This is a genomic window from Aquabacterium sp. OR-4, from assembly GCF_025290835.2.
Taxonomy (GTDB): Bacteria; Pseudomonadota; Gammaproteobacteria; order Burkholderiales; family Burkholderiaceae_C; genus Pseudaquabacterium.
Genome location: NZ_JAOCQD020000002.1, coordinates 255472 through 279913, shown reverse-complemented (window position 1 = coordinate 279913; position 24442 = coordinate 255472). Strand labels below are relative to the sequence as shown.

The following is a 24442-nucleotide window of genomic DNA, read 5'->3' as shown; positions in this document are numbered from 1 at the left end:
GGGCAGGGGGCGGCATGAGCGCGTCCAGCCTGCTGTCACTGGGCTCGCAGGCCCTGTTCGCGGCCTACCGGCAGGTGCAGACCACCAGCCACAACATCGCCAACGCCAACACCGAGGGCTACTCGCGCCAGCGCAACATCCAGTCGACGGCCACGCCGCAGGAGTTTGGTGGCGGCTTCCTGGGCCGCGGCGTGACGGTGGACACGGTGGAGCGCGCCTCCAACGCCTTTCTCACCGACCGCGCCGCGTCGCTGAAGTCGGCCGCCGCCTCCGACACCGTGGTGGCCGGCCTGCTGAGCCAGCTCGAGCAGATGTTTCCCGGCGGCGAGACCGGCCTGGGCAATGCCGCGACGCAGATCTTCAACTCGTTTGCCGACCTGGCCGCCGCGCCGTCGGACCTGTCGGCGCGCCAGGCCGTGATCGGCCGCCTGCAAGACTTTGCCGCGCTGGCCAACGACACCGCGGCCCATGTCGAATCGCTGCAGGCCAATGTCAAGAGCGACCTGAGCGGCGCGGTCAACGAGGTCAATGTGCTGGCCCAGCAGCTGGCCGGCCTGAACCGCCAGATCGCCACGGCCACCGCCTCGGGCCATGCGCCCAATGACCTGCTCGACCAGCGCGACGTGCTGGTCTCGCGCATCGCCGAGCAGCTGGATGTGCAGACCATCGCTGCCGACGATGGCAGCGTGGGCGTGTTCGTGGCCACCGGCCAGACCCTGGTGCTGGGCGCCACGGCCAACAAGCTGTCGCTGCAGGAAGACCCGTACGACCGCTCCAAAGCCGGGGTGGGCGTCACGCTCAACGGCAAGCTCACGCTGCTGGCCGACGGCTTCATCACCTCGGGGCGCATCGGCGGGCTGCTGCAGTTCCAGGCCGGCGACCTGAACGAGGCGCGCAACCGGCTGGGCCAGTTCGTGGCCGGCGTCAGCTTTGCGCTCAACGAGCAGCAGAGCCTGGGCCTCGATCTCGACCGCCAGGGCGGCTCGGCGCTGTTCAGCGTGGGCCAGCCGCAGGCACTGCCGGCCAACAGCAATGCGCGCGATGGCAGTGGCGCGGTGATCGGCACGGTGGATCTGGTGATCGAGGACGCCAGCGCGCTGCGCGCCAGCGACTACCTGCTGCGGGTTGATCCGGCCGATGGCAACCGCTTTCTGGTCACGCGCCTGGCCGATGGCGCCGGCGCGCAGGCGGTGTCGATCGCCAATGGCGATGTCTACGACGGCGTGCGCATCAGCGCCGGCGCCAGCGCGCCCGCCGCCGACGACCGCTTCTTGCTGCGGCCGCTGGCCACCGCGGCCACCGATCTGTCGGTGGCGCTGCGCAATCCGCGCGGCCTGGCCGCCGCCAGCCCGGTGGTGGCCACGGTCAGCAGCGCCAACCAGGGCACCATGTCGGTGGCCGCCACCGAGATCGTGGCGCCGCCGGCCGCCGGCTACGGCACGCTGACCCTGCAGTTCAGCGACGATGCCGGCAACTTCGACCTGCTCGACAGCGATGGCGCGGTGCAGGGCAGCGGCAGCTTCCAGCCCGGCCAGCCGGTGCTGTTTGACGGCATCTCGCTCACGCTGGCCGGCGTGCCGCGCACCGGCGACCGCATCCAGATCGCGCCCAATCTGCAGCCCTCGGCCAGCAACGGCAACGCGCTGAGCCTCGATGCGCTGGCCAGCCGCACGCTGGTGGGCGGCCAGATCTCCGGCGATGCCTATGCCAGCCTGTTCTCGCAGATCGGCGTGCGCTCGCAAGGCGCCACCATTGCCGCCGACAGCGCCAGCACCGCCTTCAACCGCGCCACCGAGCAGCTCAGCGGCGAGACCGGGGTCAACGTCGACGAGGAAGTCGCGCGCCTGATCCAGTACCAGCAGGGCTACCAGGCCGCCGCCAAGATCCTGCAGACCGCCCAGACGCTGCTCGATTCGGTGATCAGCATGGTCGGCCGCTGACGCCAGCTCCACCCAGGGTGAGATGACATGAGAGTTTCGACCTCGCTGCGCTTCGACACCGCCATCGACAGCCTGCAACGCCGCCAGCGCGACCTGTCGGAGGTGCAGGCCTCGATGACCAACGGCAAGCGCATCAACAAGACCAGCGACGACCCCACCGGCGCGGCACGCGCCGAGCGCGCCTACCTGGCGCAACAGCGCATCGGCTCCGACCAGCGCTCGGTGGACGCCAGCCGCAACGCCATGTCGCTGGGCGAGGCCACGCTGGGCCAGGCCATGGACATGCTGCAGGCCGCGCGCGAGACGGTGGTGAGCGCCGGCAACGCCACCTACAGCCCCAGCGAGCGCAATGCGCAGGTGCAGCAGCTGCGCAACTTCCGCACCCAGCTGCTGGCGCTGGCCAACCAGGGCGATGGCGCCGGTGGCTACGTGTTCGGCGGCCAGACGGCCGGCACCGTGCCCTTTCTCGACACCGTGGGCGGCGTGACGCTGGCGCCCACCGCGGCGGCCGGCCAGATGCAGGCTTCGACCCGCGAGCTGATGCCCACCACGCTGGATGGCCAGGCGGTGTGGCTCTCGGCGCGCAGCGGCAATGGCGTGTTCGTCACCGGCCCGGACAGCGGCAACACCGGCAAGGCCTGGATCAGCGCCGGCAGCGTGGCCGACCCCACCGCGATCACCGGTGCCAACTACGAGGTGAGCTTCAGCGTGTCGGGCGGTGTCACCACCTTCAGCGTGCTGCAGGACGGCGCGCCCACCGCGCTGAGCGATGTGGGCTACACCTCGGGCAGCTCGATCAGCATCGACGGCATGGCCTTCACGCTGACCGGCCAGCCGGACGACGGCGACAGCTTTGCGGTGGCGCCCTCGGCGCCCGAGCTGAGCGCCTTCGCCGCGCTCGACCGGGCGATCACCGCCTTGTCCGACCCCAATGCCAGCGGCTCGCAGGTGGCGCAGGCGGTGTCCACCGGGCTGCGCGACCTGGATGCGGTGATCGGCCAGTTCCAGTCGGTGCGCGCCCAGGCCGGCACCGACCTGAACCGCCTCGATTCGCTGGACAGCCGCAACCAGGATCGCATGCTGTGGGCCAAGACGGTGCAGGCCGACGTCGAGGACGTGGACATGGTCCAGGCCATCTCCGACTACAAGCAGCAGGAGAGCGGCTACCAGGCCGCCCTGCAGAGCTACGCCATCGTGCAGCGCATGTCGCTGCTCGATTTCCTCAAGTGACGCGTTACAACCATTGCCGCTTTGGCGGACACTTCCGCCATGACTGAGCAAACCAACGAGCATCGCGTGCTGGGGCAGGTGGCCCTGGGCTATTCACCGATGATCGATCGCCACCGTGCGATCACCGCCCTGCGGCTGACCGTGTCACCGGTGCTGCCCGAGGCCCGGCCCGAGGCCGCCGATCTGCTGGCGCTGCTGGCCGACACCTGGCCGGCCGAGGCCGGCCGCCTGTCGCTCAACATCGCCAGCGAGGCGCTGCTGGGCGAGCTGCTGTCCAGCGCGCTGCCGCCGCATCTGATGCTGGAGCTGCCGGCCTTCATCGCCGCCGATCCGGCGCACAGCCAGGCCCTGGCCGCGCTGTACAAGAACGGCAATACGCTGCTGATCAAGGGCCGGCCGCTGGCGCCGCTGCCGCGCGAGGTGCTGCCGTGCTTCGCCTACTCGATCATCGACCTGGCCGACGAGCGCCGCGACGGCCTGCCGCCCCCGGGCGGCGTGTCGCGCACCATTCCGCATGTGCAGTCGGGCGTGCGCACGCTCACCGAGATGAACGACGCCTTCGGCCGCGGCGCCATCGCGGTGCTGGGCTGGCCGATCGACGACCCGGCGGTGGCCAGCGGCGCGCGGCCCAGCCAGGCGCGGCCCGAGCTGCAGGCCATCGTCGAGCTGATCAACCGGGTCGACCGCGGCGAGGCCATCGAGCGCCTCGAGGCGGTGATGAAAAACGACCCCACCATGGCCTACAAGCTGCTGCGCTACATCAACTCGCCGGCCTTCGGGCTGAGCGTCGAGATCAGCTCGTTCCGCCACGCCATCATGATGCTGGGCTACCAGCGCCTCAAGCGCTGGCTGGCGCTGCTGCTGGCCTCGGGCGGGCGCGACGCCAACCTCAAGCCGGTGATCTATGCCGCGGTGCGCCGCGGCCTGCTGATGGAAGAGCTGGCGCGCGACGCCGGCAGCGACGACGAGCAGCGCGGCGACCTGTTCATCTGCGGCGTGTTCTCGCTGCTCGACCGGTTGATGCAGCAGCCCTTCGACACGCTGCTCAACTCGGTGCCCACCAGCGACAACGTGCGCGCGGCGCTGGTGCAGGGCAGCGGGCCGCATCACCCGTACCTGGAGCTGGTGCGGGCGGTCGAGTCGGCCTCGGTGTACGACATCCGCAGCGCGGCCGAGGGCTTGATGATCTCGGTGGGCACGGTCAACCGCGCCGTGCTGCGCGCCCTGGCCGCCGCCCGCCAGCTCGACTGATCAGCCCAGCGGCTGTCTGCTGCGCAGGCCCATGGCGGCCTTGCGCTGCTCGCCGCACGGGTGTGCGGCTGCGTTGCGCGAACCACCCTGAGCCCGCCCGCGACGAAACCCGCTCGGCCGCTGGCGCGCTGCGGGCGGTGCGGCAGGCCGGCAGCCCCGGCGGCCCGGCCGCTAAACTGGCTGCATGGCTTTGCTCGCGCGTCCGGTCACGCTGCCGTCGAATGCCCAGCTCACGGCGCTGCTCGACGGTGTGGCCGAGGTGCTGGTGCTGCTCGACGTGCGCCAGCGCGTGGCCTGGTGCAACAAGGCCGCCACCCGGCTGCTGGGCTGCGAACCCGGCCAGGCCGCCGCCGAGGCGCTGGAGCGCCTGCAGGCCGCCGCGCGCGAAGCCCTGCTGGCGGCGCTGCAGGCCGGCCGCCCCGAAGCGCTGCTGAGCATCACCCTCACCGACGGGCCCACGCTGCCCTTCACGCTGGCGCGCAACGCCGGCAGCGGCTGGGTGCTGCGCGCGCCGCTCGAGCCGCCTCCGCCACCGCTGCCGCCGCTGGCGGCCGGCGCCACCACCGAGCTGGTGCGCCTGTTGTGGGACACGCCGCAGCCGCTGCTGGTGCAGGACGAGCAGTTTGTCAGCGTGGCCGCCAACCGGGCCTTCTATGAATCCCTGGGCCTGCCGCCCGAGCAGCTGCTGGGCCACGATCTGCTGTCGCTGATGCCGCAGGACGACCATGCCGCCGTGCAGCAGGGCCGCGCCGAGCTGCTGCAAGACCTGCACGCGGGCCGCCGCCCCACGCTCAAGCTCGAGCGCCGCTTGATCGACGCCCATGGCCGGGTGCGGTGGTTCCGCCATGCCTCGCTGTGGGTCAGCGCCGACGACGGCCGGCCGCTGCTGCTGGCCCTGCTGCAGGACGTGACGCCCGAGTACCAGGCGCGCCAGCAGGCCGAGCATTCGGGCAACGAGCTCGAGCACTGGTTCGACCTCAGCCCGATCGGCATGCTGGTCTACGACGCCGAGGGCCTGGTGGTGCGCAGCAACACCGCCTTCGAGGCGCTGGTGGGCCACACGCCGGTGCTGCTGCACGATGCGCCGGCCGACCTGACCCAGCTGCTGGCCTGGGAGGGCGACCGCCCGCACCCCGAGCTGCGCCCCGATGCGCCGCCGCTGGAGGTGATGTCCACCGTCAGGCTGCCGCCGGGCCCTGGCGCGCCCGAGGGCCGGCGCCAGCGGCTGCGGGCCCGGCTGCGCGCCTTCCGCAACGAGCAGGGGCGGCTGCGCGTGATGGCCGTGGTGGAAGACCGCAGCCTCGAAGACGAGCACGACCTGGCCCAGCTCGAGATCGGCGCGCTGATGGACACCGCCGGCGTCGGCGTGGCCACCTACGAGGCCTCGCGCGGCTGGCTCAAGAGCCGGCCGGCGCGCGGCGGCGGGCCGGTGCTGGCGGGCGCGGCAGGCGCCGGCATGGCCGGTGCCGGGGCGGCCGGCGGTCTGGGCGGTGGTTCTTCCGATGGTGGGGCCGGGGTTGCCGCCGGTGGCGCGGCCAGTGGTGCAGCCAGCCCGGCCGCGCCCCAGCACGGCGCGGCGCCGGTGTCCGGCCTGCCGGCCGGGCTGCAGTCGATCGGCCGCGAGCAGGTGGCGCCGGCCTCGCGCGAGGCCTTCGAGCGCCTGCAGCGCGCGCTGCGCGAAGGCCAGCGGGCCCAGGTGCGCTACGCCGTGCAGATGCCCGATGCCAGCCTGCGCTGGCTGCTCACCCGGGTGGAGCCGGGCGAGCTCACCGGCGGCCGCACCGCGCTGAGCGTGGTGACGCTCGACGTCACCGAGCAGGAAGAGGCGCACCAGCGCAGCCAGCAGCTGCTGCGCGAGCTGTCGACCATTCTCGAAGGCACCAGCGCCGGCATCGCCTACCTGCGCGGCGAGCAGCTGGTGCGCTGCAACCACCGCTTCGAGGCCATGCTGGGCCTGGCCGCCGGCCAGGCCGCGGGCAGCCGCCTGCCCGAGCTGCTGGCCGAGCAGCCCGAGGCCCGCCAGGCCCTGCGCCGCGCGCTCGACGGCGAGGCCCGCCAGGAGATCGAGATGCGCCAGCCGTCGGCGCTGCCGGGCGCGGCGCCGGTGTGGCTGGCGCTGTCGGTGAGCCGCGCGCTGGCCGAGACAGCGGCCGGCGAGCCCGAGCTGGTGCTGGTGCTGACCGATGTCACCCGGCTGAAGGCCCAGCAGGCCGAGCTGGAGGCGCTGGCGCGCGAGCGGGCGCTGATGTTCAGCCTGTCCGACGTGGGCGTGGCCTACCTGCGCCATGACCGCATCGAGCGCGCCAACGAGGCGCTGGCCGAACTCACCGGCTACACCGTGCACGAGCTCGAGCAGTTGCCACTGGCGGTGTTGTTCGAGGATGCCGACAGCCAGAGCCGCCTGGCCGACGAGCAGCGCCAGGCGCTGCAGGCCGCCGGCCTGTGGCGCGGCGAGCGCCGGCTGCGCCGCCGCGACGGCCGGCTGCTGTGGGTGCAGGTGAGCAAGCGCCGGGTCGACGAGGCCGACCCCGAGGCCGGGCTGATCTGCTCGTACGTGGATGTGGACGAGCGCCGCCGTGCACGCGAGGCGGTGCAGCTGCAGGCCGAGCGCACGCGGGCCATCCTCGACTCGGTGCTGGTCGGCATCGTCACCGTGGGCGACGGTGGCGGCATCGAGTGGATGAACCGCTCGGCGCGGCGCATGTTCGGCGGCGAGCTGGCCGATTTTGTCGGCGAGCCGATCGCCATCGTGGCCACCGCCGAGCCCGACCACCCGCTGCGCGCCACCCACTACCTGCAGGCGCTGGCCGATGGCCAGGCCGAAACCTTCGAATGCAAGCTGCGCGGCCGCGACGGGCGCGAGTTCTGGGTGGTGGGCAATGCGGTGGTCACCGGCCGCGAGGGCAGCCGCAGCACCAGCCTGGGCCCGGGCAGCCAGATCACCTTTGCGCTGCTCGACATCGAGCGCCGGCGCCAGGCCGAGGTGTCGATCGCCCAGGCCCAGGCCAGCCTGCAGCGCATCATCGAGACCGCGCCGCTGGCCATCGCGCTGTTCGAGGCCGGCAGCGGCCGCGTGCTGCGGCTGAACCAGATGGCGGCGATGTTCTTCGGCCGCCCGGTCGAGGCGGTGCTGGGCCAGCCGCCCGAGCGCTGGTTTGCCAGCGCCGACGCGACCGCCCTGCATGCCGACCTGGCCCATGCGCTGCAGGGCGGCCCCGACGGCCTGCGCCGCGAATGGCCGCGGCCCTCGCGCGCCGATGGCGAGGGCGAGACGCGGGTGTGGGACATGCGCATCGTCTCGCTGGGCGCGCCCGGCGGCGGCGGCGCGGCCGAGGCCCAGCTGCTGCTGGTGGCCAGTGACGTGACCGAGCAGCGCGCAGCCGAGCAGGCGCGTTTCGAGGCTGCCATCGCGCAGCGCGAGATGCTGGTCAAGGAAGTGCACCACCGCATCAAGAACAACCTGCAGGGCGTGGCCGGCCTGCTGCAGCAGACCGCCGCGCGCCGCCCCGAGGTGGCTGACCTGATCGGCGAGGCGGTGGGCCAGGTGCAGGCCATTGCGCAGGTGCACGGCCTGCAGGTGGGGGCGTCGGGGCCGCTGCGCATCAAGCCGCTGCTGGAGGCGGTGACCGCCAGCGTGCAGCGCACCTTCGGCCGCGCCATCGGCGTGGTGGTGGCCGGCACACCGCCGCACCGCTTTGCGCTGCCCGAGGCCGAATCGATCCCGATTGCACTGACGGTCAACGAACTGCTCACCAACGCGGTCAAGCACGGCACGGCCGGCGAGATCCGCTGCGTGCTCACCTGCGACGAGGCCCGCCTGGCCATCGCCATCTACAGCCCAGGCCAGCTGCGCGAGGGCTTCAGCCTGGCCCAGGTGCCGCCGGGCGTGTCGGGCCTGGGCCTGGTGCGCGCGCTGCTGCCACGCCGCAGCGCCACGCTCACGCTCAGCCAGGCCGGCGTGGAGGTCGAGGCCAAGGTGGTGCTGGTGCCGCCGAGCATCTATCTGCTCGAGCCGATCTAAGGCCAGTTCACGCGACGGCAAGCGTCGCGAAGGCCCGCCGGCCCTGGTTTTGCCGGCTGGGCGGGCGGGCTCGGGCCGGGTGCCGCCCCGTTTGCGACAATGGGGCACAAGGCGCCGCGGGCAAGGCGCCAGATGGAAGTCCAGCAATGGCCGAAGCCGGCAGCAATGGCATCTCCTCGAGTGCAACGCACAAGGGCCGCATCCTGGTCGTCGACGACGACCGGCTGGTGCTGGCCACCGTGACCCATGGCCTGGCCCAGGCCGGCTACGAGGTGATCGACGCCGACAACGGCGACGACGCCATCCTGCTGGCCCGCCAGCACCGGCCCGAGCTGGCGCTGCTGGACATCCGCATGGAAGGCAAGAGCGGCTTCGACGTGGCCGCCTACCTGCGCGAGTACCTGCACACGCCGTTCATGTTCTTGTCGGCCTTTGCCGACGAGGAGACGGTGCAGCAGGTCACGGCGCTGGGCGCGGTGGCCTACCTGGTCAAGCCGCTGGACATCGGCCAGATCCTGCCCACCGTGGAAGCCGCCTTTGCCAACCTGCCGCACCGGCGCGGCGATGTGGCGGCGCCGGTGGCGGCCGTGGCCCCGGCGCAGCCGGGCCTGGCTGCGGCCTCTCCTTCTCCCTCCTCCTCGCCCAGTGCCCCGGTGGTGCCGGCTCAGGCTGCAGCCAGCATGGCCGCAGCTGCGGTGGCCCATGCCGCCGTGGCGCATACCGCCGTGGCGCATACCGCCGTGGCCCATGCGCCGCGCGGTGCGCCGCTCGATCCCGTGCCCGTGGCCGTGGGTGTGCTGATGCACCGCTACTCGCTGCAGCGCCACCAGGCCCTCGAGCGGCTGCAACGCCTGGCGGGTGAGGAGCGGCGCTCTTTGGCCGAACAGGCCGAGCGGCTGGTGGATGCGGTGGAGTTGCTGGCGCGGGGGCAGGGCTAGCGGCGTCTGGGCGCGGTGGCTGTCGGCTTGCTCGCTTGCTGGTTTGCTGGTTTGCTGGTTTGCGGGTGGCTGTTGATGTCGTCTTTGGCTGCCTGTGGCACCGCGCCGGGTGTTCGCCCCGGCGGGCGACCTACTTTCTTTTTGCGAAAAGAAAGTAGGCAAAGAAAGCGCATCCCAACTTTCCGACACCACCGAGCATCTTGCTCGGTGCATCGAGGCGGGCGCCTCGCCCGCCCCGCGGGCTCGAACATAGCCAGCCGGATGCAGGTGTAGCCGCTCCACGCACGCGGGCCCCCGGTCAAGACTTGCGGGCGCAGGGTGGGGTGGGTAGGTCTTGGGCAGTGACAGTGACAGCCAGGGCCTGATCCTCAGCCTCAGCCCTGCGCTCTTGTTCGTGGCCCTGTGCTTTGTCAGTGGCGTGACCCGCCCACTTGCCTCGAGCTGCCAGAGTCTTCGCTGATGAAAGGCCATGCCATCGGCGGCCATGCATCGTCAACAAAGCCGTTTGTCGGCAGCCTGTTCGAGCCCGCCGGGCGGGCGAGGCGCCCGCCTCGATGACTGCAAAGCAGCAGTGCGGTGTCGGAAAACCAGCCGGCCACGCCACCCGGCCCGCCAAGCCCGCCCCGCGTCAGTCCTTCAACGTGAAGAAGAACCGCGCCCCTTGCCCGACCTCGGACTCGGCCCAGATCTCGCCGCCGTGTCGGCGCACGATGCGCCGCACCGAAGCCAGGCCCACGCCGTGGCCGGCAAAGTCGCTGGCGCTGTGCAGGCGCTGGAACACGCCGAACAGGCGGTCGGCAAAACGCATGTCGAAACCGGCGCCGTTGTCGCGCACCACGTACACGGCACGGCCGCCTTGCTGCAGCCGCTCGAACACGATCTCGGCCTGAGCCACCTTGGCGCTGTACTTCCAGGCATTGCCCAGCAGGTTCTCCAGCGCCATGCGCAGCAGCGTGGGGTCGCCACTGCACTGCAGGCCGGGGGCCACGCTCACCAGCACCTGGCGTTCGGGCTGGGCCCGATGCAGCTCGTCGGCCACAAAACCGGCCAGCTGCGACAGGTTCACCGGCTGGCGTGCCAGCGGTTGGGTCGACAGCTTCGACAAGGCCAGCAGCGCGTCGATCATGTGGTTCATGCGCGCTGCGGCGGCCATCACGCGATCGAGATGGTCGTTGCCGATGCGGTCGATCGCGCTGCCGTAGTCTTCCTTGAGGATGCGGCCGAAGCCCTCGACCACCCGGATCGGCGCGCGCAGGTCGTGCGAGATCGAGTAGCTGAAGGCCGCATGCTCGGCCGCCAGCGCCTGCTGCGCGAGGTCGCTGCCGTCGTTGGCGCGGCTGGCGCACAGCAGGCGGCGCGCCGGCATGCCGGTGTCGCTGCCCTGGGCCGGGCCGGGCCGGTGCTCGATCAGGCGCAGCACCCAGCCGTCCACCGTGGCCGAGTCACCGGGTGCCAGCGCCAGCACGCGCTCGCGCATGGCCTCGGGCAGTTGCAGCAGCAGGCCCTGCCAGCCCAGCGCGGGCGCAGCCGTTGGCGCCGTGGCCGGGCCGGGCAGGCGCATCAGGGCCCAGGCTTCGGGGCTGGCCTGCACCAGCTGCCAGGCGTCGGCGGCGGGCAGGGCGGCTGCATCGGGCGCCTGGGGGTCGGGCGCCGTGGGGTCGGGTGCCGGGCCCGCGCCGCTGCGCTGGCGCAGCAGCCAGAAGGCGCCGGGGCCGTCGCGCAGCAGGCTGTCGAGCGCCTGGCGCGACGCTGCAGCGGCATCGGCCGCTTCGGTGGGCTCGGCCACACCCAGGTAGCCGGTGAAGCGGCCGCGGCCGTCAAAGCGTGGCAGGCCGCGCAGCCGCCAGCCGCGGCCCGGCTCGCCGGGCGCGCCGCCCGACTGCCACACCCGCAGCTCATGCAAGGGGGCGTGGGCCTGCAGGCGCGGCTGCAGGCTGTGGTCGGGGTCATCGAAGCGCTGCCACAGCAGCTCGCCGCTGAAGGCGCCCTGCATCCAGGCCGAGGCCGGTGCGCCCTGCGGCGGTTGCAGGCGCACCAGGCGGTGCTCGGCATCGGTCTGCCATTGCCACTGCTCAAGCAGCTGGCCCAGCAGCTGCAGGTGCAGCCGGCTTTCGCGCAGCCGCTCGAGCTGGCGCTGGTGGCCCCAGCAGGCGCCGCTGAACAAGGCGCCCGCCGTGCTGAGCAGCAGGGCCAGCGCGCCCAGCCAGCCGGGCAGCAGTTGCTGGCTGCCCAGCAGCGCCGCCACCAGGCCACAGGCCAGCAGGGCCAGCGGCAGCATGGGCAGCGCGTACGACGCCGAGGGTGTCGGCGTCGCACCGGGCGGTGGTTCACCGGCTGGGTGGTCGCGCGACATGCGGCGGCATTGTACGGACGCCCGGTGGCCCGGCCGGCCCTTGCAGCCGGCCCTTGCAGCCGGTGCGCGCGGCCGTCGCGCGGTCACTGGCAGCGCGTGCAAGGCGCCCGTCCTGCCGGCGATTGACGCGACCCGGCGCGCAAGTCATGCTCAGCCCATCCGGCGGGCGGAATCGGGGTTGTTGCGAAGGCCGCATGCTGAAACCCGACACTCCGCCCCCGATGAGCCACGATCCAACCGACCCCACCTCCAGCGCCGCAGCCACCGCCGATGCTGCGGCCGATGCGGCCGGCGGTCCGCTGGATGCGCGCACGCTGGCCCAGCTGCACCAGCTCGACCCCAGCGGCGCCAACCGCCTGATGGCGCGGGTGCTCACCGCCTACAGCGAATCGCTGGCGCGCCTGCGCGGCCAGATCGTGGCGGCGCGCGCCGCGGGCGACGCCGCCATCACCCGGCTGGCGGTGCACACGCTCAAGTCCTCGTCGGCCAGCATCGGCGCGCTGCGCCTGTCGGTGCTGTGCGCCGAGGCCGAGCAGGCCATCAGGGATGGACAAAGTCACGACGTGGGCACGGTGCTCGACCGGCTCGAGGTCGAGGCGGTGCGAGTCGATGCGGCCGTGCAACACTTGCTGACCCAGCACAGGTAGGATTCAGGTCTGATGGCCCTCCCGCACGCCTTCGACACTGACGATTCGACCGAACGCCCCAAGGTGCTGCTCGTCGACGACGACGAAGTCACCCTGCTGCTCACCGCGGTGGCCCTGCGCGAGCGTGGTTTCGAGATCACCGAGGTCTCCAGCGGCGAGCAGGCCCTCGAGATGCTGGCCCGCTGGACGCCCGACATCATCGTGCTCGACGCGCTGATGCCCGGCCGCGACGGCTTCGACACCTGCCAGGAGCTGCGCCACAAGCCCGGCTGCGAGAACCTGCCGGTGCTGATGCTCACCGGCCTGGACGACGAGGCCTCGATCACCCGCGCCTACCGGGTGGGCGCCACCGACTTCTTCGTCAAGAGCACGCAGTGGAGCCTGCTGTCGGGCCGCTTGCGCTACCTGCTGCGCTCGGCGCGCATCCGGCTCGAGCTCGAGCGCAGCAAGGCCAAGCTGGCCCGCGCGCAAGACCTGGCCCGCATGGGCAGCTTCGACTGGCGCCTGCCGGTGGGCGATGGCCAGGCCGGCGTGCTGGCGCTGGCACCCGAGGCGGCGCGCGTCTTCGGGCTGGCGCCCGACGAGCCGATCTCGCTGCGCGGCCTGATCCGCATGGTGCCGCACCCCGAGCGCCGCGGCGTGCTGCGCGTGCTGGGCGACGTGGCCGCACAAAGCACCGTGCTGGCCATCGACGTGCCGGTCTACCACCGCGACACCTTCCTGCGCCGCATCGTGCACATCGAGGCCGAGCCCGAGTACAACGAGCTTGGCCACACCATCGGCTACACCGGCATCGTGCAGGACGTGACCGACCGCCGCGTGGCCGAAGACCGCATCCGCCACCTGGCCAACTTCGACGCACTGACCGGCCTGCCCAACCGCCGCCAGCTGATCTGGCGCACCGAGCGCGCGCTCGACTGGGCGCGCCGCTACGGCCACCCGGCCGCGCTGCTGCTGATCGATCTCGACCGCTTCAAGGTCATCAACGACACCCTGGGCCATGCCGCTGGCGACGAGCTGCTGGTCGAGGTGTCGCGCCGCCTGCGCGGCTGCGTGCGCCACAGCGACCAGGTGATGGAAGACCGCATCGAAAGCGCCGGCGCGCGCTCGCACCGCACGCTCGAGGCGGTGGGCCGGCTGGGCGGCGACGAGTTCATCGCGCTGCTGCCCGAGGTGGGCGACGAGGCCGACGCGCGCCGCGTGGCCGACCGCATCCTCGAATCCATGCGCGAGCCGATCTTTGTTGGCGGGCAGGAATGTTTCGTCACCTGCAGCGTGGGCATCGCCATCTTCCCGCGCGACGGCCAGGGCGTGGCCGACCTGCTGCGCAATGCCGACGTGGCGATGTACTCGGTGAAGAACTCGGGCCGCGACGCCACCGCGGTCTACAGCCCGATGCTGGCCGGCCGCGGCCGCGAGAAGCTCGAGCTTGAAAGCGCGCTGCACAAGGCCATCGAGCGCGGCGAGCTGGTGCTGCACTACCAGCCCAAGGTCGATGTGCGATCGGCGCGCATGGTGGGCGTGGAGGCGCTGATGCGCTGGCAGCGCGGCCATGCGCTGGTGCCGCCCAACGATTTCATTCCGCTGGCCGAAGAAACCGGCCTGATCGTGCCGATGTCCGAATGGGCGCTGCGCGAGGCGGCGCGCCAGGCGCGCATCTGGTCCGAGCATTTCGGCTTCGAGGACTCGATCGCCGTCAACCTGCCCAGCCGCGTGTTCAGTCGCAGCGACCTGGTCGAGCACCTGCACCAGGCGGTGATGGCCAATGGCATGCCGCACCGCGTGATCCAGGTCGAGATCACCGAGAACAGCCTGAAGAAGGATTCCGAGAACGTCATCCCCTTCTTGCACCGGCTCAACGAGATCGGTGTCGAGATCGCGATAGACGACTTCGGCACCGACTACTCCAACCTGGCCTCGCTGACCACGCTGCCGATCTCGGAGCTCAAGATCGACCGCAGCTTCGTGCGCAACCTGGGCATCACGCCGCAGAGCTCGGCGGTGGTCAACGCCATCATCGCGCTGGCGCGTTCGCTGGGCCTGCGCGTGGTGGCCGAGGGCGTGGAGAACCTGCGCCAGATGGAAGAGCTGCTGCGCCTGGGCTGCGGCGTGATGCAGGGCTTTTTGTTCAGCCGCCCGATCGCGCCCGACGACCTCGAAGTGTGGCTGCAGCAGACCGTGCTGCCGGGCAATGCGCCCTGGATCATGCACGGCACCACCACGCGGCTCGAAGCCGTGCGCTCGGGCGCCCGCAGCCGCACCTGAACTTGGCCGCCGCCACCGCCGCGTGCCGCCACCACGCCCCGCCGCGGCCGCTGCCGCGATGGGCTGAACCAAGGTGATTTCGTGACGACCCCATCCAACGCCGCGGCCTGGGCCAAGGGCGCCCTGCGTCGCCTGGCGACCGCCCAGCTGGAACCCACCCCCGCCAACTACGCCCGGGCCTATGCCGAAGAATCCGGCGAAGCGCAGCCCGGCGATGCCGCCTTGCCGCCACGCGCGCGGGCCATGATCGAGCGCCTGGCGATGCGCCTGACCGACGAGCCGGCACTGCGCGGCGAGCTGGCCGGCGCGCTGATGGCGGGCCGCTGGGACGATGCGCAGAAGTCGCTCGAGCGCTGCGCCGGCGCAGCGGGGGCCCAGGGCGAGGCCTGGGCACGGTTGATCGAGCGCCTGGCCAAGGGCCTGGAGCGCGGCGGCCGCCAGTGGACTGCCGCGCGCAAGAAGGACAGCCTGGCCCGTGTGCTGGAAGGCAGCCGCAGCGACGCCGCCCGCCTGCAGCAGCGCCTGGGCCAGCTGGTGGGCACCTGGGAGATCGACACACCGGATGCGGCCGTGGGCGCTGCCGACACGCCGATCGAGCCGTCGGCCGCCATGCCGCCCGCCGTGCCTGCCGCACCGCCGAAGGGGCCGGCGCTTGCGGCGCCGCGGGCCGGCGCAGCCGATGTCACTGCGGCCGAGGCCAACGCGCCCGATGCCGCCGCCACCCAGCAACTGGTGCACGAGCTCACCGGCACGGTGCGCGCCGGCCTGCCGGGCAACGAGCCACGGGCCGGCGAGCTGGCCGATGAACTGGCCGCCTTGGCCGCCCGCGTGCAGCGCGAAGGCGCCACGCCCGCGCTGGCCGAGGCGGTGGCCGGCGTCTGCCAACGGGTGCGCGGCCTGTTCGGCCTGCGCGAAGAGCTGGTGGACGAACTGCTGGCGCTCACCCGAGCGCTCAGCGAAGGCCTGGCCGGCCCCGCCGCGCCCACCGACGAGGGCGACTGGCTGCAGGGCCAGGGCCAGGCCCTGCGCGCCCGGCTGGATGCCGGCGCCGGGCCCGAGGGCGGCACCAGCGCCCGTGCCGTGCGCGCTGCGCGCGACCTGCTGGCCCGCACCCGCGAGCAGCAGCGCACGCTGGCGGCCGAGCGTGTGCTGGCCCGCGACGCCTTGCGCCAGGTGGTGCAGCAGGTGATGGCCGAGCTGGGCGAGCTGGGCCAGGCCACCGGGCGTTTTGGCGACCAGATGGCCGCGTACGCCACGCGCATTGCGGCGGCTGAATCACTGGAGCACCTGGCCAGCCTGGTGCAGGAGATGGTGGGCGAGAGCCGCGCAGTGCACAGCGTGGTGGCCGGGGCCCGTGACCGCTTGGCCGCCGAGCATGCGCGTGCCGGCGCACTGGAGGCGCGCGTGCGCGCACTCGAGCTTGAACTGCGCCGCCTGGACGAAGAGGTGTCTACCGACGCATTGACCCAGGTGGCCAACCGCCGCGGCCTGGAGCGCGCCTTCGAGGCCGAGGCGCAGCGCCGCCGCGCGCTGCCGGCCACCGGTGCGCCGGCCCAGGCACCGCTGGCCGTGGGCCTGATCGACATCGACAACTTCAAGAAGCTCAACGACTCGCTGGGCCACGCCGCCGGCGACGAGGCGCTGAAGGCCCTGGCCGAGCGCGTGCGCGGCTGGCTGCGGCCCGGTGACCATGTGGCGCGCTTTGGCGGCGAGGAGTTCGTGGTGCTGCTGCCCGACACGCCGCTGGACGAGGCGCAGCAGGCCCTCACGCGGCTGCAGCGCCAGCTCACCGCCAGCCTGTTCATGCACAACGGGCAGGAGGTCTTCGTCACCTTCTCGGCCGGCGTGAGCGCCTGGCGCGACGGCGAGCCGCTGCAGCGCGCACTGGAGCGCGCCGACGAGGGGCTTTACGAAGCCAAGCGCACGGGCAAGAACCGCACCTGCGTGGTGTAGCCGGCGGCGGCCCGCGCAAGCTTGATGCCGCGCAGGCTGGCTGTCAGCTGGCTGTGGTGCCATCGGGCTTGCTGCTGCTGCCTTGCCTGCGCCCGCCGTGCCCCACGCCTTCAACTTCAACGTCTCGCCCTTCGACTGCCTGAGCGCCGAGCAGCGCCGCCTGGTGCGCGACAGCGTCGACATCGAGTTCGTGCCACCCGACCAGGTGATGCTGGCGGCCGGCGCCTCGCCCGAGCACCTGGTGGTGCTGATCCAGGGCCATGTGCGGCAGTGGGAGGGCGACGACCTGGTGGCCACCTACGGCCCCGACGACTGCTTCGATGGCCGGGCGCTGGTCACCGGCGTGGCCAGCCACCGCTTCGTGGCCGCCAGCGAGGTGCTGGCCTACCGGCTGCCGCGCGACACGGTGAACACGCTGATCACGCACAACGCCACCTTCGCGGCGCTGCTGTTTGCCGATTTGTCGAAGAAGCTGGCCGCGCTGTCGGCCCACCACCGCCAGCATGAGCTGCAGAGCCTGACCCTGGCGCGGGTGGATCAGGCGGTGCTGCGCCCGCCGCAGTATGTGGACGCCGCGCTCGACATCGTGTCGGTGGTGCGGTTGTTCGTCGGGCAGCGGGTCACGCATGTGCTGGTGCGCGGCGTGGGGGTGGCGGCCCCGGGCGCCAAGCGTGCCGACGGCCCGGCCGACGCCACGGCCGGTGGCGTGGCCGATGGCGTGGTCACGGCCCCTGCTGACGGCCCGGCCAACGCCAGTGCGGCGGCCGATGGCACGCAGCATCTGGGCATCTTCACCACCGCCGGGCTGCAGCGCGCCATCCTGCATGGCCGGCCGCTCGATCAGTTGCCGGTGGGCGATCTGGCCAGCCATCCCCTGGTGTGCGTGGCGCCCGACGCGCCGCTGTTCGAGGCGCTGGCGGTGATGATCCGCCACCGCGTGCAGCGCGTGGTGGTGCGTGCTCCCGCCGGCCCTGGCCAGGCCGGCCGCCAGGCGCCCGGCGGGCCCATTCTGGGCGTGCTGGAGCAGGTGGACCTGCTGGGCTTCCTGTCGAACCACAGCACGCTGGTGACGCGGCAGATCCTCGAAGCCACCGAGCTGGCCGCGCTGGCCGCGCCGGCCGCCCAGATCACCCAGGTGATCGGCCTGCTGCAGCGCGGCGGCACCAAGGTGGGCCTGATCGCGCGCCTGGTGCAGGAACTCAATGCGCTGCTGTTCGAGCGCGCCTGGCAGCTGATGGCGCCGCCGGCCCTGGTGGCCAACAGCTGCCTGTTCGTGATGGGCAGCGAGGGCCGCGGCGAGCAGCTGCTCAAGACCGACCAGGACAACGGCCTGATCCTGCGCGACGGCTACACGCCGCCGGCCGATCTGGCCGCCATCTGCCAGCGGTTTTCACAGGCGCTGGCCGATTTTGGCTACCCCGAATGCCCGGGCCAGATCATGCTCAGCAACCCCGAGTGGCGGCACGAGGCGGCCGATTTCGGCGAGCGCGTGCGGCGCTGGCTGCTGATGCCGTCGCCCGACAGCCTGATGTCGCTGGCGATTTTTCTCGATGCCCACGCGGTGGCGGGCGATGCCACGCTGCTGGCCCAGGTGCGCGGCGAGGTCTTCAACCTGGTCACCGACAACGACGCGCTGCTGGCGCGTTTTGCCGCGGCGATCAATGCCTTCGAGGGCGGTGGCGGCTGGTGGTCGCGGCTGTTCTCGCTGGAAGATGGGCCGGGCCTGCTCGATCTGAAGAAGGCCGGCAGCTTTCCGCTGGTGCATGGCGTGCGCAGCCTGGCACTGGCGCACCGGGTGCAGGCCACCGGCACGGTGGCGCGCCTCGAGGCGCTGGTGGCCGCCGGCGCGCTGGAGCAGGGCCTGGCCACCGATCTGGTGGACAGCCTGCACTTTTTCATGGGTCTGAAGCTGAAGCTGGGCCTGGCGGCGCTGGAGGCCGGCCAGGCGCCTGGCGGCGGCATCGAGGTCGACCGCCTGTCCAGCCTGGACCGCGATCTTCTGAAGGACACGCTGGCGGTGGTCAAGCGCTTCAAGCAGTTGCTGCGCCTGCGCTTTCACCTGGATGCGCTGTGATGCCGCGCCTGGGCGGCGCCGGCGGTGGCTGGGCGGCCATCAAGCGCGAATGGTCGCAGCGCCAGCTGGCCGATCCGCAATGGGCCTTTTTGTGGCAGCCGCCACCCGCCGGCGAATGGGTGGCGCTGGATGTGCTGGCCAGCGGCCGCGACGCCAACCGCGACCGCCTGCTGGCGCTGGCCGCGGTGCGTGGGCAGGGCGACCGGGTGTTGGCCAGCCAGCGCCTGGAGGTCTCGCTGCTCGACGGCGCCGGAGTGGGCGACGCCGCCGAGCGCGCGGCCATGGCCGGGCTGCTGCACTTCATCGGCCCGCGGCCGCTGGTGGGCTACTACCTCGACTTCGACCTGGCGCTGCTGGACCGTGCGCTGCAGCCGCTGCTGGGCGTGGGCCTGCCGAATGCGCGCCACGATGTGTCGGCGATGTTCCACGACTGGAAGTTTCGCCAGCTGCCGCCCTACCAGCAGCAGGGCGCGGTGACCATCGACCTGCGCTGGGCCAGCCTGCAGCAGGCGCTGGGCCTGCCTGAGCGCGACTCAGCCACGCCGCTGGATGCCGCGGTGCTGGCCGGCCTGGCCTTCGTGGTGCTGCGCCACCGGCTGCAGCGGGGTTGACTTGCGCGGCCCTGCGCAGGGGCGTGCCGCGCCGGGCAGCCAGGGGTCCAGGTGCACGGGCACCCGGTCATCCAGGCACGCCGGTGGCCGGTGGCTAGGCCTGCGGTCGGCGCCGGATGTGAATCGGCTGTTCGGCCGCGGCCGAGGCCGAGCGCTGCGGCGGCGGCGTGCAGCCGCCCGAGCAGGCGCCGCAGCCGCCCGCGGCCTCGGGCTGGGCCTGGCCGGTGAGCCGGTGCCGCAGCGTGCGGCGCCAGGCGGCCGGCATCAGCGCCCAGGCGGCGTAGACCAGCGCGCTGCCGACGATCAGGCCGGTGGCCAGCGATTGCAGGTCCATGCTGCGCGCGGCGTCAGCCACCCAGCCACAGCGTGGCGCGGTAGGTGACGAAGGCCGCCAGATAGGCCAGGCCGAACAGGTAGCCGGTCATGACCAGCGGCCAGCGCCAGCCATTGGTCTCGCGCTTCACGGTGGCCAGCGTGGCAATGCACTGCGGCGCAAACACGAACCAGGCCATCAGCGCCAGCGAGGTGGCCAGCGACCATTGCGCGGCGATCATCGGCGCCAGGGCCTCGGCCACCGCATCGTCGCTGGCCGACAGCGCATACACCGTGCCGAGGGCACCCACCGCCACCTCGCGCGCGGCCATGCCGGGCACCAGCGCAATGCAGATCTGCCAGTTGAAGCCGACCGGCGCGAACACATGCTCCAGCGCGCGGCCCAGCTGGCCGGCAAAGCTGTACTGGATGGCCGGCAGCGTGGCGCCCGCAGCCTCGGGCGGCGCCGGATGGGTGGACAGGAACCACAGCAGCACCGACAGCGCGAAGATGATCGTGCCCACCCGCTCGATGAAGATGCGCGCGCGCTCCCACAGGCCCAGGCCCAGGTTGCGCAGGCCGGGCCAGCGGTAGGGCGGCAGTTCCAGCATCAGCGGCTGGTAGCTGCTGCGCAGCCACACGCGCTTGAAGATCCAGGCCACCAGGCAGGCCGAGGCCACGCCGGCCAGGTACAGCGCAAACAGCACCAGGCCCTGCAGGTTGAAAGGGCCCACCGACTGCTCGGGGATGAAGGCGCCGATCAGCAGCGCATACACCGGCAGGCGGGCCGAGCAGGTCATCAGCGGCGCCACCATGATGGTGGCCAGGCGGTCTTTCCAGTGCGCGATGGTGCGCGTGGCCAGGATGCCGGGCACCGCACAGGCAAAGCTCGACAGCAGCGGGATGAAGGCCCGCCCCGACAGGCCCACCTTGCCCATCGCGTTGTCGAGCAGGAAGGCGGCGCGCGGCAGGTAGCCCGAATCCTCGAGCACCAGGATGAAGAAGAACAGGATCAGGATCTGCGGCAGGAACACCAGCACCGCGCCGGCGCCGGCAATGGCGCCGTCCACCAGCAGGCTGCGCAGCGGGCCGTCGGCCATGTTGGCGCCCAGCCAGTCGCCCAGCGCGGCCATGCCGGCCTCGATCAGGTCCATTGGCGCGGCGGCCCAGGCAAACACCGCCTGGAACACCACGAACAGCACCGCGGCCAGGATGGCCAGGCCCCACACCGGGTGCAACACCCAGCGGTCGAGCGTGAGCTGCAGCCGGTCGGCCGTGTGGGTGCCCGGTGCGCTGTGCACGGCCTGGGCCAGGATCTCGCGCACCCGTGCCATCAGTGCCGCCGGATCGGCCGCCGCGGCATGCACCGGTGCGGCATCGGCAGCCTGGGGCAGGCGCCAGGCCTGCAGCCGGCTCAGCAGTTCGGCATGGCCGTTGCGGCGCACCGCCACGGTCTCGACCACCGGGCAGCCCAGCGCCAGCGACAGGGCGGCGGTATCGATCTGCAGGCCGCGGGCGCGGGCCACGTCGGCCATGTTCAGCGCCACCATCATCGGCCGGCCCAGGCGCTGCAGCTCGAGCACCAGGCGCAGGTTCATGCGCAGGTTGGTGGCATCGACCACGGCCACCACCGCATCGGGCTGGCGCTCGCCGGGGCGGCGGCCCTCGATGACCTCGAGCGTCACCTGCTCGTCGGGTGTGGCGGGGGTCAGGCTGTAGGCACCGGGCAGGTCGATCACCTGCACCTGGCGGCCATCGGCCAGGCGGGCCTGGCCGATCTTGCGCTCGACCGTCACGCCGGCGTAGTTGGCCACCTTCTGGCGCGCGCCGGTGAGCAGGTTGAACAGCGCGGTCTTGCCGCAGTTGGGGTTGCCGACCAGGGCCACGCTCTGTGGCAGGCGGTCGGAGACGGAAGCAGCCTGGGACATTCAGTCCACCAGCACGCAGCGTGCCTCGGCCAGACGCAGGGCAAACAGCGTGTCGCCCACCTGCACCGCCAGCGGCTCGCGGCCACCCGGGCCGCGGCGCAGCACCTTCACCGGCTCGCCGGGCAGAAAGCCCAGTTCACGCAGGCGGCGCAGCTGCAGGGTGTCCAGGGTGCCGCCCTCGTCGTCGACACCGTGCACCGTGGCGGCGCGGCCATCGGGCAGGTCGGCCAGCGTGGCGGCGGGTGCAGTGCGGCTCATGGCGTGCGGTACTCCAAATCTAAATGAGAGTTTATCTCATTTGTTCTGCCGCGACCGGGCTCGGATTTGGCCTGGCGCAAGCCCCGGCGTGCCCGCCGACCGCCCATGAAAAAGCCCGGCCAGGGCCGGGCTGCGCGTGAAAAGCCCGGCCGAGGCCGGGCTGCAAGTGAAGAGCCCGGCCAGGGCCGGGCTGCAAGTGAAGAGTCCGGCCAGGGCCGGGCTGAGGGGCAGGGCAGGCCGGTTCAGTGACCCGATGCGCCGGCGGCGCCGAGGCCGGTTTCCGAGCGCACCTGCTGGGCCTCGAAGTCCACCCGCTCCTGCTGCGCCTGGGCGCTGCGGTCGAGGATCGAGAACAGCCAGATGCTGGCGAAGCCGATGGTCATCGAGAACAGGGCCGGCGAGGTGTACGGGAACCAGGCCGAGCCCTTGGGGTTGCCCAGCGTGGCCTCCCACACCGACGGCGACACGATGGTCAGGCCCACCGACGAGATCAGGCCCAGGAAACCGCCGATCACCGCGCCGCGGGTGGTGCAGTCCTTCCACAGCACGCTCATGAACAGCACCGGGAAGTTGGCCGACGCGGCAATGGCGAAGGCCAGGCTCACCATGAAGGCGATGTTCTGCTTCTCGAAGGTGATGCCCAGGGCCACCGCGATGACACCGAGTGCCAGCGTGGTGGCACGCGAGACCCGCAGCTCGGCCGCGCTGTCGGCCTTGCCGCCCTTGAACACCGTGGCGTACAGGTCGTGCGACACGGCCGAGGCACCGCTCAGCGTGAGGCCGGCCACCACCGCCAGGATGGTGGCGAAGGCCACCGCCGAGATGAAGCCGAAAAACACGTCGCCGCCCACGCTCTTGGCCACCAGCACCGCGGCCATGTTGGCCGTGCCGGCACCGCCCTTGATCACGCCCTTGGCCACGTCGGCGAACTCGGGGTTGGTCAGCACCAGCGTGATGGCACCGAAGCCGATGATGAAGATCAGCACATAGAAGTAGCCGATCCAGGTGGTGGCCCAGAACACGCTCTTGCGTGCCTCCTTGGCATCGGGCACGGTGAAAAAGCGCATCAGGATGTGCGGCAGGCCGGCGGTGCCGAACATCAGCGCCATGCCGAAGCTGATGGCACTGATCGGGTCCTTGACGAAGCCGCCCGGGTTCATCAGCGACAGGCCCACCTTCTCGGGGTTGATGGCGCTGGCCTTGGCCATGGCGGCTGCGGCGCTGGCCGCCAGCTCGGGCGTGGCCGCCGCGGCGGTGGCCGCCGTGGCCGCGGCCATGGCCGCCTCCTTGCCATTGGCGGCGATGGTGGCCTTGACCTTCACGCCGGCGGCAAACAGCGCCTCGGGCGAGAAGCCGAACTGCGCCAGCACCATGAAGGCCATGAAGCTCACGCCGGTGAGCAGCAGCACGGCCTTGATGATCTGCACCCAGGTGGTGGCCGTCATGCCGCCGAACAGCACGTAGACCATCATCAGCGCGCCAACGATCACCACCGCCAGCCAGTAGTCCAGCCCGAACAGCAGCTTGATCAGCTGGCCCGCGCCGACCATCTGCGCAATCAGGTAGAAGGCCACCACCACCAGCGTGCCGCTGGCCGCGAAGGCGCGGATCGGGCCCTGCTTGAAGCGGTAGCCGGCCACGTCGGCAAAGGTGAACTTGCCCAGGTTGCGCAGCCGTTCGGCCATCAGGAAGGTGATCACCGGCCAGCCCACCAGGAAGCCGATGGAGTAGATCAGGCCGTCGTAGCCCGAGGCCATCACCGCTGCCGAGATGCCCAGGAACGAGGCCGCCGACATGTAGTCGCCGGCGATCGCCAGGCCGTTCTGGAAGCCGGTGATGCCGCCGCCGGCGGTGTAGAAGTCAGCCGCGCTCTTGGTCTTGGCCGCGGCCCACTTGGTGATCCACAGCGTGCCCATCACGAACACGCCGAACATGCCGATGGCCGTCCAGTTGGTGCTCTGCTTGGCGGCCTGGCCCACGTCGCCACCGGCGGCATGGGCCGCGCCGAGTGCCAGCAGCGCCAGCAGCGCCGCGGCGGTTTGCAGGGGGCGCGACATCACTTCACCTCCTTGGCGAGCACGTCGCGGGTGAGCGCGTCGAACTCGTTGTTGGCGCGGCGCACATACAGGCCGGTGATGACGATGGTGAAGATGATCACGCCCATGCCGATGGGGATGCCCAGGGTGGTGACACCGCTGCCCAGCGGCTGCGACAGGAACTCCTTGTTCCAGGCGATCAGTGCGATGTAGCCGTAGTACACCAGCATCATCAGCAGCGTCAGCCACCAGCCGAAGCTGTTGCGCTTGCGGCGCAGCTCCTGGTACTTGGGATTGGCCCGGATGCGGGCGACCACGTCATTGCTCATCACATTCTCCTGTCGGGTGTGCACGCCGAGCTAACAGGCTAGACGAACGTCCATCTGCTGGCAGGTCTGCACAAGGCTGGGATGGGACAAAGTCTGCGGCGCATGCCTGACCATGAACTGACCCTGCCATGAAACCAAGGGTTTGCACTAGTGCCGTGTTTGAGCCAGATCAGGGTTTGGCAAGACGTCAGCCGTGGGTCAGGCGCAGCACCACAATCCTGGCGTGTGCAGGCCGCTGCAGACCGGCGGCAGGCGCGCGGCCAGCGGCCGTTTGCCACCGCAGCGGGCATCCGCCG

The 24442-nt window shown here is 71.7% G+C and carries 16 protein-coding genes; 10 read left to right on the top strand and 6 right to left on the bottom strand.

Annotation, left to right across the window (positions count from 1 at the left end):
- Positions 1-14: 14 nt before the first annotated feature.
- The 5 genes from flgK (at position 15) to N4G63_RS13385 (ending at position 9380) form a co-directional block, all read left to right on the top strand.
- Positions 15-1940 carry a flagellar hook-associated protein FlgK gene (gene flgK, locus N4G63_RS13405; protein ID WP_314599802.1) on the top strand — a complete coding sequence of 642 codons (1926 nt, stop codon included), beginning with the start codon at positions 15-17 and terminating at the stop codon, positions 1938-1940.
- Between the two features lie 27 nt (positions 1941-1967).
- The gene (flgL, locus tag N4G63_RS13400; RefSeq protein WP_260785974.1) at positions 1968-3170 is read left to right on the top strand and encodes a flagellar hook-associated protein FlgL; all 1203 of its coding nucleotides are present in this window, start codon (positions 1968-1970) and stop codon (positions 3168-3170) included.
- A 39-nt stretch (positions 3171-3209) separates the two neighbouring features.
- On the top strand, positions 3210-4421 hold the full coding sequence (locus N4G63_RS13395; protein WP_260785973.1) for an EAL and HDOD domain-containing protein: 1212 nt from the start codon (positions 3210-3212) through the stop codon (positions 4419-4421).
- Positions 4422-4605: 184 nt separating this feature from the next.
- Entirely contained in the window at positions 4606-8442 is a 3837-nt protein-coding gene (locus N4G63_RS13390; RefSeq protein WP_260785972.1) for a PAS domain S-box protein, read from the top strand.
- Between the two features lie 146 nt (positions 8443-8588).
- The gene (locus N4G63_RS13385) at positions 8589-9380 is read left to right on the top strand and encodes a response regulator (RefSeq protein WP_260785971.1); all 792 of its coding nucleotides are present in this window, start codon (positions 8589-8591) and stop codon (positions 9378-9380) included.
- A 628-nt stretch (positions 9381-10008) separates the two neighbouring features.
- Here the strand turns inward: N4G63_RS13385 and N4G63_RS13380 are convergent.
- Positions 10009-11733 carry a sensor histidine kinase gene (locus N4G63_RS13380; protein WP_260785970.1) on the bottom strand — a complete coding sequence of 575 codons (1725 nt, stop codon included), beginning with the start codon at positions 11731-11733 and terminating at the stop codon, positions 10009-10011.
- 221 nt (positions 11734-11954) lie between these two features.
- On the opposite strand from N4G63_RS13380, the gene N4G63_RS13375 reads away from it, so the two are divergent.
- From N4G63_RS13375 to N4G63_RS13355, 5 genes are all read left to right on the top strand, one after another.
- On the top strand, positions 11955-12380 hold the full coding sequence (locus N4G63_RS13375) for an Hpt domain-containing protein (protein ID WP_260785969.1): 426 nt from the start codon (positions 11955-11957) through the stop codon (positions 12378-12380).
- A gap of 12 nt (positions 12381-12392) precedes the next feature.
- Complete coding sequence (locus tag N4G63_RS13370; RefSeq protein WP_260785968.1) at positions 12393-14645, top strand: two-component system response regulator; 2253 nt, start codon at positions 12393-12395, stop codon at positions 14643-14645.
- A gap of 81 nt (positions 14646-14726) precedes the next feature.
- A complete protein-coding gene (locus N4G63_RS13365) occupies positions 14727-16598 on the top strand; it encodes a diguanylate cyclase domain-containing protein (RefSeq protein WP_260785967.1) in 1872 nt (623 codons plus the stop codon).
- A 97-nt stretch (positions 16599-16695) separates the two neighbouring features.
- Positions 16696-18672 carry a putative nucleotidyltransferase substrate binding domain-containing protein gene (locus N4G63_RS13360; RefSeq protein WP_260785966.1) on the top strand — a complete coding sequence of 659 codons (1977 nt, stop codon included), beginning with the start codon at positions 16696-16698 and terminating at the stop codon, positions 18670-18672.
- On the top strand, positions 18672-19283 hold the full coding sequence (locus tag N4G63_RS13355; protein ID WP_260785965.1) for a 3'-5' exonuclease family protein: 612 nt from the start codon (positions 18672-18674) through the stop codon (positions 19281-19283). The genes N4G63_RS13360 and N4G63_RS13355 overlap by 1 nt, the downstream gene beginning before the upstream one ends.
- A 94-nt stretch (positions 19284-19377) precedes the next feature.
- Here the strand turns inward: N4G63_RS13355 and N4G63_RS13350 are convergent, their stop codons facing one another.
- From N4G63_RS13350 to N4G63_RS13330, 5 genes are all read right to left on the bottom strand, one after another.
- A complete protein-coding gene (locus tag N4G63_RS13350) occupies positions 19378-19617 on the bottom strand; it encodes a hypothetical protein (RefSeq protein WP_314599801.1) in 240 nt (79 codons plus the stop codon).
- Between the two features lie 13 nt (positions 19618-19630).
- A complete protein-coding gene (gene feoB, locus N4G63_RS13345) occupies positions 19631-21523 on the bottom strand; it encodes a ferrous iron transporter B (protein ID WP_260785963.1) in 1893 nt (630 codons plus the stop codon).
- Positions 21524-21781: a FeoA family protein gene (locus N4G63_RS13340; RefSeq protein WP_260785962.1), complete on the bottom strand. Its 258-nt coding sequence runs from the start codon at positions 21779-21781 to the stop codon at positions 21524-21526.
- Positions 21782-22023: 242 nt separating this feature from the next.
- On the bottom strand, positions 22024-23838 hold the full coding sequence (locus tag N4G63_RS13335) for a cation acetate symporter (protein WP_314599800.1): 1815 nt from the start codon (positions 23836-23838) through the stop codon (positions 22024-22026).
- Entirely contained in the window at positions 23838-24146 is a 309-nt protein-coding gene (locus tag N4G63_RS13330) for a DUF485 domain-containing protein (protein WP_260785960.1), read from the bottom strand. Before N4G63_RS13330 ends, N4G63_RS13335 begins: the two co-directional genes overlap by 1 nt.
- Positions 24147-24442: the final 296 nt, after the last annotated feature.

What these genes read in the sequence shown, in the direction of transcription:
- N4G63_RS13390 (WP_260785972.1), top strand. Translation starts at nt 4,606, where the DNA reads ATGGCTTTGCTCGCGCGTCCGGTCACGCTGCCGTCGAATGCCCAGCTC.
- N4G63_RS13395 (WP_260785973.1), top strand. Translation starts at nt 3,210, where the DNA reads ATGACTGAGCAAACCAACGAGCATCGCGTGCTGGGGCAGGTGGCCCTG.
- N4G63_RS13350 (WP_314599801.1), bottom strand. Translation starts at nt 19,617, where the DNA reads ATGGACCTGCAATCGCTGGCCACCGGCCTGATCGTCGGCAGCGCGCTG.
- N4G63_RS13385 (WP_260785971.1), top strand. Translation starts at nt 8,589, where the DNA reads ATGGCCGAAGCCGGCAGCAATGGCATCTCCTCGAGTGCAACGCACAAG.
- N4G63_RS13380 (WP_260785970.1), bottom strand. Translation starts at nt 11,733, where the DNA reads ATGTCGCGCGACCACCCAGCCGGTGAACCACCGCCCGGTGCGACGCCG.
- flgK (WP_314599802.1), top strand. Translation starts at nt 15, where the DNA reads ATGAGCGCGTCCAGCCTGCTGTCACTGGGCTCGCAGGCCCTGTTCGCG.
- N4G63_RS13375 (WP_260785969.1), top strand. Translation starts at nt 11,955, where the DNA reads ATGAGCCACGATCCAACCGACCCCACCTCCAGCGCCGCAGCCACCGCC.
- N4G63_RS13370 (WP_260785968.1), top strand. Translation starts at nt 12,393, where the DNA reads ATGGCCCTCCCGCACGCCTTCGACACTGACGATTCGACCGAACGCCCC.
- feoB (WP_260785963.1), bottom strand. Translation starts at nt 21,523, where the DNA reads ATGTCCCAGGCTGCTTCCGTCTCCGACCGCCTGCCACAGAGCGTGGCC.
- N4G63_RS13340 (WP_260785962.1), bottom strand. Translation starts at nt 21,781, where the DNA reads ATGAGCCGCACTGCACCCGCCGCCACGCTGGCCGACCTGCCCGATGGC.
- N4G63_RS13355 (WP_260785965.1), top strand. Translation starts at nt 18,672, where the DNA reads ATGCCGCGCCTGGGCGGCGCCGGCGGTGGCTGGGCGGCCATCAAGCGC.
- flgL (WP_260785974.1), top strand. Translation starts at nt 1,968, where the DNA reads ATGAGAGTTTCGACCTCGCTGCGCTTCGACACCGCCATCGACAGCCTG.
- N4G63_RS13330 (WP_260785960.1), bottom strand. Translation starts at nt 24,146, where the DNA reads ATGAGCAATGACGTGGTCGCCCGCATCCGGGCCAATCCCAAGTACCAG.
- N4G63_RS13335 (WP_314599800.1), bottom strand. Translation starts at nt 23,838, where the DNA reads ATGTCGCGCCCCCTGCAAACCGCCGCGGCGCTGCTGGCGCTGCTGGCA.